Raw genomic sequence first — 12,991 nt, 5'->3', positions numbered from 1 at the left:
GAAATCGAAGGCCAAGGGCGGCCGTGCCCTATTGGCGGATGTCGGGGCGTGGGCTTCGACGACGCTCAGCCTGGACGGCGCTTTGCCCCTCAAATCGAAAAAGCGCTCGCGCCCTTCTTGTGGTCCAGCGCCGAGGCGATGGCGGTGATCCCGCCGAACAGGAAGCTCAGCCCCAGAATGTAACCCGGCAGCGTCATCGCACTCCATGGCAGCGTCGCCAGCACGAACAACGCGAGCAGAATGTTCAGCACCCCCAGCGCGATCATCCACCCGCGCCGCCGCCGCATCCGCGCGCCCAGCCCGATCTCCAGCGCCCCACGCAAGCCCAGCCACACCGCCACCAGCAGCGTGATCGAGATCGCACCTGTCGCGGGCTCGAACGCCATGATCAGTCCGATGATCAGCGATACGAGGCCGAACCCGATCGCATAGCCGCGTCCCTCATGCCCCTTGCCGAAAATGCCTGCGCCGATCGACACCAGACCCGATGCGATCAGGAACGCCCCGATCACCAGTGTTGCGGCCAAGGTCGCCGGAACGGGAAACAGGAACGCAGCCAGCCCGAGCAACGCCGACACGATGCCATAGGCCAAAATCCAGCCCCATCCCGCGCCGGGCCGCAAGGAGGTGGCAAAGGATCGGTCGGTATCGGTCATCGTCATTCGCCCTGATCTGGATAAACCCTTCTGTTGCCGTAACGGATCGGCTTGAGCAGTGTTCCGGCGGCCGGGTTCCGCACTGGTCGAATCACGCACGGTCGGGTAGGGGTGGATGATGCATTCCGGATATGTGCCGCTTCGCATCTTTTCCTCCTTCACGATGCTCGACGGCGCGATCGATCCCAAGGCGATTGCGGCGCAGGCCAAGGCGAATGCCTTTCCCGCCGCCGGGTTGACCGATCGCAACGGCCTTTATGCCGCGATGGCCTTTTCGGACGCCGCGAAGAAGGCGGGCGTGCAGCCGGTCATCGGCACGATGCTAGGCATCGCGCGTCCCGACATGCCCGACAATGTCGGCGCGGTGGTCGACTGGATCGCGCTCTATGCGCAGGACGTGACCGGTTATGACAATCTGTGCGCGCTGGTGTCGGCGGCGCATCTGGACCGCCCGATCGAACTCGCCGCGCATGTCGGCTTCGACACGTTGCAGACGTTCAGCAAGGGCCTGATAGCGTTGACCGCCGGTGGCGAGGGCGGTATCGCCCGCCTGTTCGCCGAGGGGCAGCCGGATCGGGCGAAAGCCTATGCCGACCGGCTCCAAACGATCTTCGGCGACCGGCTCTATGTCGAACTCGCCCGCCGCGACGATCCCATCGAGATGGCCGCCGAACAGGACCTGATCGACTTGGCCTATGACCGCGACCTTCCCCTGGTCGCGACCAACCCTTGCTGTTTCACCGATAGCGGTTTCCGCGATGCGCATGACGCCATGCTGTGCATTGCCAATTCGACCTATGTCGAAATGGACGACCGCCCCAAAAGCTGTCCCGAGGCGTGGCTCAAGCCCGCCGAGATGATGAAGCAGCTATTCGCCGATCTGCCCGAAGCGATCGAGAACACATTGGTCGTCGCCCAGCGTTGCGCGGTAATGGCGCCGTGGCGCAAGCCCATCCTCCCCAGTCTTGCGGGCGACCGCGAGGGCGAGGCGGCGATGCTCCGCCGCGACGCGACCGCCGGCCTGAACGCCCGGCTCGACCGCATCGCCGAGCTGGAAGGGGAGGGCGAACCCGGCTGGCGCGAGGCGTACCACGAACGCCTGACGTTCGAGGTCGACATCATCATTCAGATGGGTTTCCCCGGATACTTCCTGATCGTCGCCGACTTCATCAAATGGGCCAAGGACCACGACATTCCCGTCGGTCCGGGTCGTGGTTCGGGCGCAGGCTCGGTCGTCGCCTGGGCGCTGACCATCACCGATCTCGATCCCCTGAAGCTGGGCCTGCTGTTCGAGCGCTTCCTCAACCCGGAACGCGTGTCGATGCCCGACTTCGACATCGACTTTTGCGAAACCCGGCGTGGCGAGGTCATCCGCTACGTCCAGGAGAAATACGGCCGCGATCAGGTCGCGCAGATCATCACCTTCGGTAAGCTGAAGGCGCGCGCCGTGCTCAAGGACACCGGTCGCGTGCTCCAGATGAGCTATGGCCAGGTCGACCGCCTCGCCAAGCTGGTGCCCAACCACCCGACCGACCCCTGGGACCTGAAGCGCGCGCTGAACGGCGTGCCCGAGTTGGCGAAGGAGTACGCCAACGACAATCAGGTTCGCCGCCTGCTGGATCTCGCCACCAAGCTGGAGGGCCTGCCGCGCCACTCGTCCACCCACGCCGCCGGTGTGGTGATCGGCGACCGGCCGCTGGCGCAGCTGGTGCCGCTCTACCGCGATCCGCGCTCGGACATGCCGGTCACGCAGTTCGACATGAAGTTCGTCGAGGGCGCGGGGCTGGTGAAGTTCGACTTCCTCGGCCTGAAGACGCTGTCCGTTCTGCAAAAGGCGGTGCAGCTGCTCGCCAAGCGTGGGGTCGAGGTCGATCTCGGCGCGCTCGCCTGGGATGACGAGGCGACCTATGGCCTGCTCCAGAAGGGCGACACGGTCGGCGTGTTCCAGCTGGAATCGGAAGGGATGCGGCGCACCCTGTCCGCCGTACGCCCGACCAATTTCGGCGACATCATCGCGCTCGTGTCGCTCTATCGGCCGGGCCCGATGGACAATATCCCCAGCTTCGGTCGCCGCAAGCAGGGGACCGAGGAGATCATCTACCCGCACCCCCTGCTCGAACAGATTTTGTCCGAGACCTACGGCATCTTCGTCTATCAGGAACAGGTGATGCAGGCCGCCCAGATCCTGGCGGGTTATTCGCTGGGCGGCGCCGATCTTCTCCGCCGCGCGATGGGCAAGAAGGTGAAGGCGGAGATGGACGCGCAGCGCGCCATCTTCGTGAAGGGGTGCCAGGAGGTGAACGGCATTCCCGCGCAAAAGGCCAATGAGCTGTTCGACTTGATCGACAAGTTCGCGGGCTATGGCTTCAACAAGAGCCACGCGGCCGCCTATGCGCTGCTCGCCTATCAGACCGCATGGCTGAAGGCGCATCACCCGCATGAATTCTATGCCGCGTCGATGTGCTACGACATGGCGCTGACCGACAAGCTGGCCATCTTCGTCGACGACGCGCGGCGTCTGGGCGTGACGATGCTGCCGCCCTGCATCAACGCCAGCCAGGCCGAATTCGATGTCGAGCCGCATGAGGATGGCCTGGCCGTCCGCTACGCGCTGGGCGCGCTGAAGTCGGTGGGCGAAGGCGCGATGGAGAAGCTGGTCGTCGAGCGACAGGCGGGCGGTGCCTTTGCCTCGCTCGATGCGCTGGCCAAGCGGGTCGACCCGCGATTGATGAACAAGCGCCAGCTGGAGACCCTGGCCTCTGCGGGCGCCTTCGACGGGATCGAGCCCAACCGGGCGGGCGTTCACGCGGTGGCCGAAACGGTGCTCGCCATCGCCGCGCGCACTCATGAGGGGCGGACGAGCGGGCAGGGCGGCCTGTTCGGCGAGACCGAGGTGGCGGGCGACGCGATCAAGCTGCCGACCGGCACCCGCTGGACCCTGTCGCAGCGGATGGAGCAGGAGAAGGAGGCGTTCGGCTTCTATTTCTCGGCGCATCCCGTCGATCGCCATGCGCATATCGCCAAGATGCACGGCGCGCGGACCTATACCTCGCTGACCGAGCTGATCATCCCTGATGACGGGGCGCGGATCGGCGCGACCATGGCGGCGCTGGTCGAGGATGCGCGCTGGCGTACCTCGGCACGCGGCAAGCGCTACATGATGGCGCAGCTATCGGATGCGACCGGGCAGTTCCTGGCGACCTGTTTCGACGATTCGGTGGCGGCCGATCTGGAAAAGGCGGCCAAGGAGGGGCATTGCGCGCTCATCACCGTCGAGCTGGATCGCCGACCGGGCGAGGAAGCGCCGCGCGTCAGCATCAAGCGCGTCCAGCTGTTCGACGGCCTCGCGAGCACCGCCAAGTTCGTGGTGGAAGTGACGGTGACCGACAAGGTGGCGTTCAAGGCGTTGCATGCGATGCTGGACCCGCTGCGCAACGGCCGGGGCGAAGTACGCGCGCGGATCGAGGGGCAGGACGGCGACACGCTGTTGACGCTCGGCCGTAACTTCCTGCTCGACGCCGAACTGGCCAGCCATATTGAGGATTTGCCGGGGGTGAAGGCGGTGGCGATGAAGTCGTCCGAAGCGCGGTTGGCCTTGGTGAGTTAAGCGCGCGCGTATCGGCCGATGTGCGGCGGACCCCGTATGTCGTGCGAAAGCGGGTGATGGTCCTTTGTCATCGCGAAGGTCTTCCACCATCCCGGCGAAGGCCGGAATCCAGTTGTGCAAACGTGGGTAGCTTGTGCCAATCGCGTCGTAACTGGACCCCGGCTTTCGGCGGCGTGGGTGGCCTGATTGGACGATAGGAACCGGGCCTTCGCGGCAGCTCTCGACACGGGCCCAGCCGATATCAGCCGCCGACTTCGCGGCGATCCTGTTCCTCTTCGCCGGCCTCACCGTGGTTGCCATAGCCGCCACCGGAGGTATCGGCCTCATCCTCATTGGGCAGGTTTTCCGGGCTGGTCTGTTCGGGATCGGTCATCATGGCATCTCTCCTTCCATCGCATAACGCCTTGGAGAGGCAGGACGATCCTCAGAATAGCTCACCCTGTGGGCCTCTCGGCGGACGGAACAGGCTGGTATCGAGCCGGGGCTGATCCTGGTTCAGCCCATGCAGCCTACAGGCACGGTGAAAGCGGACCCGAAGCAACTCCGCCCATGGCCCTTGCCCCTTCATCCGTGTGAAGAAATCGGGATCATTGTCCCGCCCGCCCCGCAAGGACCGGATGATCGCCATCACCTTGCCCGCCCGTTCGGGATAGTGGGTGTCGAGCCAGGCGCGGAACAGCGGGGCGACCTCGTGCGGCAGGCGTATAGGAATGAAGAAGGCGTGCCGCGCCCCCGCCTGCGCCGCGCGGGCGACCAGATGTTCGATCTCATGATCGGTGATCGCGGGAATGACGGGCGCGATCGAGACATAGGTGGGGATACCCGCCGCCGCCAGCTTCGCCACGGCCGCCAGCCGTCGCTCTGGCGTGGGCGCACGTGGCTCGACGGTGCGCGCGACCTTGGTATCGAGCGAGGTGACCGAGACGCAGACGGTCGCCAGCCCCTTCGCCGCCATCGGGGCCAGGATATCGATATCGCGCACCACGCGGTCGGATTTGGTCGTGATTGCCACCGGATGATCCGTCTCCGCGAGTACCTCCAGGATCGATCGGGTAATCCGCCATTCGCTCTCGATCGGTTGATAAGGGTCGGTGTTGGTGCCCAGCGCGATCGGCGCGACGCGGTAGCCGGGCTTGGCCAGCTCGGCGCGAAGCAAAGTGGCGGCATCGGGCTTGGCAAACAACCGGCTCTCGAAATCCAGCCCCGGCGACAGGTCGTGATAGGCATGGGTCGGCCGGGCAAAGCAGTAGATGCAACCATGCTCGCAACCTGCGTAAGCGTTGATCGACTGGTTGAACGGCACGTCCGGGGACGTGTTTCGGGTCAGGATCGTCCGTGGCGTCAGGACCGTGACGCTGGTTCGCAGCGGCGGCGGCGCGCCGTCGACCAGCGACTGGGCGTCAAGCCAGTCGCCGTCCGCCTCCCGCTCCGGCAGGGCGGAGCGTCGGCTCGTCGCGTTGTTGGTGGCCCCTCGGGACGCGATCTTCGACATGGCTGGAGTAGAACATAAATGGAACAAATGGGCAAGCATAGGACGCTTGCTACGCCGCAGCCATTCGATCATTATTGGAACGTATTGAGAACGGAGGGTCGAATGGCGCGTCTGGAATATCTCGAATTGCCGGTCGGTGATCGGGCGGCGGCGAAGCATTTTTATGCAGAGGCGTTTGGCTGGACCTTCACCGACTTTGGGCCGGATTATGCCGCGACGATGAGCGGTGATACCGATGTCGGGCTCGATGCCGCATCGGACAAGGTGAAGGCCCCGCTGCCGGTCATCCGTGTCGACGATCTTGAGGCGACGCTTTCCGCCGTGGAGGCGGCGGGCGGGTCGATCGTGGTGCCGATCTTCGCTTTTCCCGGCGGTCGGCGCTTTCACTTCCGCGATGTCGACGGGCATGAATTGGCGGCGATGCAGGCAGACTGATCAGCGCTCCAGCAGGCGGGGCATCAGCTCGACGAAGTTGCAGGGACGGTGGCGGCTGTCGAGCTGGTCGCGCAAGATGCCGTTCCACGCATCCTTGACCGCACCCGTCGAGCCGGGGAGCGCGAAGATATAGGTGCCGCGCGCCACACAGGCGCAGGCGCGGGACTGGATGGTCGAGGTGCCGATGGTCTGATAGCTCAGCCAGCGGAAGAGTTCGCCGAAACCGGGTATCATCTTGGTCGCAACGCGTTCGACGGCTTCGGGCGTGACGTCGCGGCCGGTGACTCCGGTGCCGCCGGTGGTCAGCACGCAGTCGATGCTGGCATCGTCGATCCAGTGGTTGAGTTGGGCGACGATCTGGTCGGCATCGTCGCGCAGGATGGTGCGATCGGCCAGTTCATGACCCGCATCGGCGAGCAGACCGGCCAGCGTATCGCCGGACCGGTCCTCGGCCAGCGAGCGGGTGTCGGATACGGTCAGCACTGCGATGCGGACAGGAGTGAAGCTGCGGGTCGTGTCGATGGGCATGGCGGAGTGAACGTCTCGGCGCGAGTTTTGGGGGCGGCTTTGGTGGTGGGGCGTGGCCTTCGACTTCGCTTAAGCTGAATGGGGTTGGGGGGGCAGTCATAATGCGAGAGGATTGTATCCGCGTGCGCTTCGACTTCGCTCAGCGCGAACGGAGGTTGTGGTAAAGCCAAAATCCCCATCCGCCGTTCAGCCTGAGCGAAGTCGAAGGCCAAGGGAATCCTCTGGCCGGGATCAGTTCGCCTGAGGCATCGCCGTATTCGACTGCGGGCTGACGGTCGCATTCAGTGCCAGGGTCGTCTTTGGCGTTACGCTCGCCTGTGCGACGTTCGGGCGTTGCAGGCGGATCGCCGAGGCACCCGGCAGGCCCGGGAAGCGTGGCCACAGCCCTTGCGCCAATGCCGCCCGGCTGGGCGACTTCGGTTTGCCGGTCTGGCCCTCGTACATCCAGTAATTGCGCAGGACCATGGTGACGTATCCGCGCGTCTCCCAATAGGGAATGCTCTCGATATAGAGCAGCGGATCGCCATTGTCGTGGACCAAGCTGTTCCATTCGCCGACCGGCTTCGGCCCGGCGTTATAGGCCGCGATCACCTTGGGCAGCAGGCCGCCGGTCACGCCGGTCATGTCGCGCAGGCGCTCCAGATGGCGCTGGCCGATATCCATATTGGTCGACGGCTTGGTCAGCGCGCTGCGATCGATCGACACACCGCGCTCGCGCGCGAAATCGGTCGCGGCGGCGGGCATGATCTGCATCAGGCCATAGGCGCCCGCCGGGCTGACCACCTTGTTGCGGAATCCGCTTTCCTGAAGCGTATGGGCATAGACCAGCGCCTTTTCGACGCGCCAGCCGCTGTCGGGTGCCCAGTTCGGCGTTGGATAGCGTGCCTCGGCGGTGGCGGTCACGCCTGCCGGACAGTTGTGCGCCAGCCAGACGGTGGTGGCAGGCAAGTCCAGCGACTCGGCGAGGCGGACGAGGCTGCGGAACTCGGTCGGCTGGCCGATCCGCGCCTGCTGGCGGATGACCTGATCGGCAAGGTCGGTTTCGCCGACTTCGACCAGCGCGGCGGCGACCAGGATATTGGGGCGGCGATCCAGCGCGGCCCAGTCGGTGGCGACCAGCTGCCCCTTGGGCTCGCGATCGCCGCGCATTCCCAGCGCCTGGCGGGCGAGCTGGCCATAAAAGCTCTCGCGGAATTGCGAGGCGGAGCGCAGGCGGCCCTCGATCTTGTCGGGACGGCCGCAGACCATGTCGGCGCGCGCGGCCCAATAAAGCGCGGCGGCGCGCAGATCGACATCGGTGGCGCGCGCCGCCGTACCCTCGAACGCGGTCGCGGCGGCCTGGCAGTCATTCTGCCGCCATGCCGACAGGGCGACGGTCCAACGACCCTGTACGGCCCAGTCGCCCGATCCTTCGGCGGCCTGCGCCGCCAGCATGCGGGCATTGGCATCGTCGCCGCTGAGGAAATAGATCCAGGCGACCTTCTGCTGCCACTCGGTCAGCGCCTCGGGCGACAGGCCTTGCGTCGATTCGAGCAACGCGCGCGCGGAGGGGCCGTCGTCCGCCTTGACGAAGGGCTGCATCTTGACGGCCAGATCGGCGGCGATCTGGTCGCTGCGCACGCTCTTGGCGCGGGTGCGGCGGGGCGCGCCGTCCTGCCAGATCAGCGTGTGCGCCTCGGGCAATGGCGGCAGGTCATGCGCGCCGCGCGAGCGGGCGAGGCGGGCCAGCTGCTCGGCCTGGGGCAGTTCGGGGGCTTCGTTCAGCAGGGCGACCAGCCGCTCGACCTCCACCTTGGGCGAACCCTTGGCGGTGTAGAGTTCGGCGCGCGCGATGGCGTGGAGCGGACCGGGCTTGAGCGCGTCGAGTTCGAGTTGCGCGTCGGTCCAGCGGCTGTCCCGGATCGCCGCGAAGACGCGCATATAGCCCGCCTTCTGATCGGCATCGAGCAATGCGGGGATGGCGGGCGGGGCCTTGAGCGCGGCGGGGCTGCGGACGTCGGCGTTGGGGACGGGTTCGGCGGCAAGGGCTGCACCGCCGACGACCGTCAACAAAGCCCCGATGGTCGCGCCCTTCGCGATCGTCCGGCCCAGCTTCATGCGCGCAAATCCCCCATGACCCTTTGCAAGTCTTTCCAGCTTTCCGCCTTCGCCATCGGCTTCTCGATCAGGAAGCGCGGGTGGAACGTGGCGACGACGTTCGTTTTTCCGCTTTTATGGTCAATGACATGTGAATGTCCGCGCGCGTCGGTCAATTCGGTCCCGAGCACGGCACGGCTCGCCGCATTGCCGAGTAGGAGCAGCCCGCGCGGGGCGACGAGCCCGACATGGTGCAGCGCGATCTCGGCCAGCCGCGTCTCCACCCCGGCGGGCGTGCGTCCCGCGATCGGTCGCCGCGCGCAGACCGAGGTGACATGGACGGTCTCGCGCGACAGGCCCATGGCGGCCAGCATCCGGTCGAACAGCCGCCCCGGCGCACCCGACAGGATCTGACCGGCATCGCCGTCATCGCGGTCGGGACAGTCGACCAGCACCATCAGCGCGGCATCGGCGGGCCCGGTCGCGGTCAGCGAAATGCCGTCCCATGTCGCCTCCGGCGCGGCATCGGAAAGACGCCAGGCCAGGAACGCCTCCAGCGTATCGGGCAGCGAGCTCGCCGGGCCCGCGACGGGCAGGGCGGCGGCGGGCGCCTGGCCAGGCATGACGAGCGGCGCGCGCACCGGCTCCGGCGCCGTCCAGTCGCGGGGGTCATCCTCGACCAGCAGGTCGACGCCCGCATCATGCCACCAGTCCAGTACGCTGGCGGCCAGTGCACCATCAAACGGTGCGGTGTCGAACGTTGGAAGAGCCCCCATATGGGGTAAGCCCATGCTGCAAGGTTGACGTGCGCGTCAATCTGTCGGATCGGCTGTCAGGACAAGATGTTTTCAGTCCGCGCCCGGACGAGCCCGCCAAACGGGACGCTACGGCAGCGGCGCGGTCAAAAAGCGAGGATGCCATGAGCGAACGCGAATCGATGCCTTATGACGTGGTGATCGTCGGCGCGGGTCCGGCGGGCCTGTCGGCGGCGATCCGCCTGAAACAGCTTGCGACCGAACAGGGTGGCGAGCTGGCTGTCTGCGTCCTCGAAAAGGGATCGGAGGTCGGCGCGCATATCCTGTCGGGCGCGGTGATCGATCCGATCGCGCTCGACGAGCTGCTGCCCGACTGGCGCGAGGATGGCTGTCCGCTGGCCGAGGTTCCGGTGACGGAGAACCTCCACTGGATCCTGAGCGCGACGAAGCAGCGCAACCTGCCGCACGCGCTGACCCCGCCCTTCATGCACAATAAGGGCACCTACACCGGAAGCCTCGGCAATCTGTGCCGCTGGCTGGCGGGCAAGGCCGAGGAGTTGGGCGTCGAGATCTTCCCCGGTTTCGCCGCCGCCGAAATCCTGTTCCACGAGGATGGTCGGGTAAAGGGTGTCGCGACCGGCGACATGGGCATCGCGCGCGACGGCACCCGCAAGCCCGATTACCAGCCGGGCCTGGAGCTGCACGCAAAATACACCTTCTTCGCCGAGGGCGTTCGCGGTCACCTGTCCAAGGAGATCATCCGCCAGTTCGATCTGGCCCGCGACAGCGATCCGCAGGTCTATGGCCTGGGCATCAAGGAATTGTGGGACATCGACCCCGCCAAGCATGTGCCGGGCCGGGTGATCCATACCCAGGGCTGGCCGCTGGGGCATGACGCCAATGGCGGCGGCTTCATCTATCACCAGGCGGGGGGGCAGGTCGCGCTCGGCTTCGTGACGTGGCTCAACTACACCAACCCCTATATCTCCCCGTTCCAGGAGATGCAGAAGTGGAAGACCCATCCGGTCATCGCCGAACTGCTGAAGGGCGGCAAGCGCGTCTCCTATGGTGCGCGCGCGATCAATGACGGCGGGCTTCAGGCGATCCCGAAGCTGACCTTCCCGGGCGGCGTGCTGGTCGGCTGTTCGGCGGGCTTCCTGAACGTGCCGCGCATCAAGGGCACGCACGGCGCGATGAAGTCGGCGATGCTGGCGGCCGAGGCGGCCTTCGCCGCCGTGCAGGCCGGGCGCGAGGGTGACGAGCTGACCGATTATCCGGAGGCGTTCCGCGCGTCCTGGCTCTACAAGGAGCTGTCGACCGTCCGCAACGTCGTGCCGCTGGTCAAGAAATATGGCGATACGCTGGGCTCGGGTCTGGCGGGCGCGACCATGTGGGCTGAGCATTTCGGCCTGAAGATGCCCTTCACCATGAAGCACAAGCCAGATCACGAAAGCATGTGGCGCAAGGATCAGGTGAAGAAGCCCGATTACCCCAAGCCCGACGGCGTGCTGACCTTCGACCGCCTGTCCTCGGTGTTCCTGTCGAACACCAATCACGAAGAGGACCAGCCGGTCCACCTGACGCTGAAGGACGCGGATGTGCCGATCGCGCACAACCTGCCCTTGTTCGACGAGCCTGCGCAACGCTACTGTCCCGCCGGTGTTTACGAGGTGGTGGGTGTGGAAGAAGGCGATCCGAAATTCGTGATCAACGCCCAGAACTGCGTCCATTGCAAGACGTGCGACATCAAGGACCCGACCCAGAACATCAACTGGGTGGTGCCGGAAGGTGGCGGAGGACCCAATTATCCCAATATGTAAGCGTCCGTTTTCCCGTGCCCTGACCGGATTGTTGCTGGTCGGGGCCTGCTGGTCCGCGTCGGCGCTGGCGGCGGTGGAGGTGCCCCGATCGCCGTTATCAGCCTATCTGGCGGCGCGGGTCGCGGCGTCGGAAGGGCGGTCGGCGGCGGCCAGCGACGATTATGCCGTTGCGCTGGCCGGTTGGCCCGACGACCCCGCCGTCGCGGTGCGCGCCTATCGCGAGGCGATGACCAGCGGCGACGTGCCGCTGGCGCTGAAGTCCGCGCGGGTGATGGAGGCGGAGAATGTCGCGCCGCTCGACGTCGCGCTGCTCGACCTGGCGATCGCGGCGCGCAAAGGCGACCGGGCGGGATATGACGCCGCGCTGACCCGGATCGATGGCGGCGCGCTGCGCATCCTGTCGCCGGTGTTGCGCGCCTGGGCCGCGTGGGACCGCAAGCAGCCGGTCGAGCCCGGCCTCGACAGCGCGGGCAAGGAACCGGTGGCCAAGCGGCTGGCCGACGAGCATCGCCTATTGCTGGCGCTGGCGAGCAAGCGGATCGACCCGGCCTCGGTCCGTGCCCTGTTGGAGACGATGCGCGCGGCCCCCGACACCCGGATCGCCGCCGCCGAGATCGTGGCGGGGCGCGGCGACGAGGCCAATGCCCGCGCGCTGCTCAGCGATCCGCTTGTCCTGGCCGATCGCAAGGCACTGGGCGCCAAGCCCGATCTCGGTTTCGGCGTGTCGCAACTGCTGGTGCGGATCGGCGGCGAACTGGCGAGCGAGGGGCCGCGCCCGCTGGTCATCGCCCTGACCCGCACCGCCCTGATCGCCGACCCCGACAATGACCGCGCCCGGCTGATCATGGCCGAGGCGCTGTCGAAGGACGAGGCGTGGGATGCCGCCATCGCCGCGATCAGGGACGTGCGGCCGCGCGGCGCCTTCGCCCACCGCGCCGCGATCGTCCGCATCGGCCTGCTCGCCGAGGCGGGGCGACAGGGCGAGGCGCTGATGCTCGCGCAAGGGCTGGCGACCGCCAGGGATTCCAGCCTCGACGATTGGCAGGTCTATGCCGACCAGTTGATCGCCGCCAAGCGCCCGGCCGATGCGGTGCCCTGGTATGAGCGCGTCACCCGCGCCGACCTGGCCCTGCCTTGGGCGGCATGGCTGCAATATGGCGGGGCGCTGGATCAGGCCGGGCGCAAGGACGAGGCGGATGTGGCGCTCGCCAAGGCGGTCGAGCTTGGCCCGGACCAGCCGCTGGCGCTCAATTATCTGGGTTATGCACGGATCGAGCAGGGCAGGGACGTGCCGGGCTCGCTCGTGCTGCTCGAAAAGGCGAGCAAGCTGGCCCCCGACGATGCCTCGATCACCGATTCGCTCGGCTGGGCCTATCACAAGGCCGGGCAGACCAAGCGCGGTCTGCCGCTGGTCGAACGCGCCGCCATGGCCGAGCCCGCCAATAGCGAGATCAACGACCATCTGGGCGATCTCTATTGGGCGCTGGGGCGCCGTTACGAGGCACGCTATGCCTGGCGCGCCGCGGCACTGACGGCGGACGACACGGAGCAGGCGAAGCTGGCCGCCAAGATCGCGGGCTGACCGGCCTTGCCGAGCGCGCGCGTGCGACGCATGGGATGGT

Annotated in this window: 10 protein-coding genes; 4 read left to right on the top strand and 6 right to left on the bottom strand. The window is 66.6% G+C overall.

From position 1 onward, the window contains the following. Positions 1-89: 89 nt before the first annotated feature. Positions 90-656 carry an HdeD family acid-resistance protein gene (locus tag ACWKSV_RS06025; protein WP_056438386.1) on the bottom strand — a complete coding sequence of 189 codons (567 nt, stop codon included), beginning with the start codon at positions 654-656 and terminating at the stop codon, positions 90-92. Between the two features lie 115 nt (positions 657-771). Between ACWKSV_RS06025 and dnaE the strand changes: the two genes are divergently transcribed. Then, positions 772-4,263 (top strand): DNA polymerase III subunit alpha, encoded by a 3,492-nt coding sequence (dnaE, locus tag ACWKSV_RS06020; protein WP_076716546.1) that lies wholly within the window; start codon positions 772-774, stop codon positions 4,261-4,263. A 241-nt stretch (positions 4,264-4,504) separates the two neighbouring features. On the opposite strand, the gene ACWKSV_RS06015 is transcribed toward dnaE, so the two are convergent. Further along, the gene (locus tag ACWKSV_RS06015) at positions 4,505-4,639 is read right to left on the bottom strand and encodes a hypothetical protein (RefSeq protein ID WP_257787190.1); all 135 of its coding nucleotides are present in this window, start codon (positions 4,637-4,639) and stop codon (positions 4,505-4,507) included. A gap of 48 nt (positions 4,640-4,687) precedes the next feature. After that, on the bottom strand, positions 4,688-5,755 hold the full coding sequence (locus ACWKSV_RS06010; RefSeq protein ID WP_076716544.1) for a PA0069 family radical SAM protein: 1,068 nt from the start codon (positions 5,753-5,755) through the stop codon (positions 4,688-4,690). Positions 5,756-5,857: 102 nt separating this feature from the next. On the opposite strand from ACWKSV_RS06010, the gene ACWKSV_RS06005 reads away from it, so the two are divergent. Beyond that, on the top strand, positions 5,858-6,190 hold the full coding sequence (locus ACWKSV_RS06005) for a VOC family protein (protein WP_056437508.1): 333 nt from the start codon (positions 5,858-5,860) through the stop codon (positions 6,188-6,190). On the opposite strand, the gene moaB is transcribed toward ACWKSV_RS06005, so the two are convergent. From moaB to ACWKSV_RS05990, 3 genes are all read right to left on the bottom strand, one after another. After that, on the bottom strand, positions 6,191-6,718 hold the full coding sequence (moaB, locus tag ACWKSV_RS06000; RefSeq protein ID WP_056437505.1) for a molybdenum cofactor biosynthesis protein B: 528 nt from the start codon (positions 6,716-6,718) through the stop codon (positions 6,191-6,193). It lies immediately after the preceding gene. Between the two features lie 231 nt (positions 6,719-6,949). Then, a complete protein-coding gene (locus ACWKSV_RS05995) occupies positions 6,950-8,815 on the bottom strand; it encodes a lytic transglycosylase domain-containing protein (protein ID WP_076716541.1) in 1,866 nt (621 codons plus the stop codon). Beyond that, on the bottom strand, positions 8,812-9,570 hold the full coding sequence (locus ACWKSV_RS05990) for a uracil-DNA glycosylase (RefSeq protein ID WP_076716539.1): 759 nt from the start codon (positions 9,568-9,570) through the stop codon (positions 8,812-8,814). Before ACWKSV_RS05990 ends, ACWKSV_RS05995 begins: the two co-directional genes overlap by 4 nt. A 143-nt stretch (positions 9,571-9,713) precedes the next feature. On the opposite strand from ACWKSV_RS05990, the gene ACWKSV_RS05985 reads away from it, so the two are divergent. Then, positions 9,714-11,369 carry an electron transfer flavoprotein-ubiquinone oxidoreductase gene (locus tag ACWKSV_RS05985; protein WP_076716538.1) on the top strand — a complete coding sequence of 552 codons (1,656 nt, stop codon included), beginning with the start codon at positions 9,714-9,716 and terminating at the stop codon, positions 11,367-11,369. A 28-nt stretch (positions 11,370-11,397) separates the two neighbouring features. Beyond that, positions 11,398-12,951, top strand: coding sequence for a hypothetical protein (locus ACWKSV_RS05980; RefSeq protein WP_237243375.1), 1,554 nt, complete (start codon positions 11,398-11,400; stop codon positions 12,949-12,951). Positions 12,952-12,991 lie beyond the last annotated feature (40 nt).

This window comes from Sphingomonas sp. SphC10 (assembly GCF_057004845.1).
This window is presented reverse-complemented; position numbering and strand designations above follow the sequence as displayed.

Bases quoted from the DNA above. Each gene is read 5' to 3' on its own strand.
- moaB (WP_056437505.1), bottom strand. From the start codon at position 6,718: ATGCCCATCGACACGACCCGCAGCTTCACTCCTGTCCGCATCGCAGTG.
- ACWKSV_RS06010 (WP_076716544.1), bottom strand. From the start codon at position 5,755: ATGTCGAAGATCGCGTCCCGAGGGGCCACCAACAACGCGACGAGCCGA.
- ACWKSV_RS06015 (WP_257787190.1), bottom strand. From the start codon at position 4,639: ATGATGACCGATCCCGAACAGACCAGCCCGGAAAACCTGCCCAATGAG.
- ACWKSV_RS06005 (WP_056437508.1), top strand. From the start codon at position 5,858: ATGGCGCGTCTGGAATATCTCGAATTGCCGGTCGGTGATCGGGCGGCG.
- ACWKSV_RS05990 (WP_076716539.1), bottom strand. From the start codon at position 9,570: ATGGGGGCTCTTCCAACGTTCGACACCGCACCGTTTGATGGTGCACTG.
- ACWKSV_RS05995 (WP_076716541.1), bottom strand. From the start codon at position 8,815: ATGAAGCTGGGCCGGACGATCGCGAAGGGCGCGACCATCGGGGCTTTG.
- ACWKSV_RS06025 (WP_056438386.1), bottom strand. From the start codon at position 656: ATGACCGATACCGACCGATCCTTTGCCACCTCCTTGCGGCCCGGCGCG.
- ACWKSV_RS05985 (WP_076716538.1), top strand. From the start codon at position 9,714: ATGAGCGAACGCGAATCGATGCCTTATGACGTGGTGATCGTCGGCGCG.
- dnaE (WP_076716546.1), top strand. From the start codon at position 772: ATGATGCATTCCGGATATGTGCCGCTTCGCATCTTTTCCTCCTTCACG.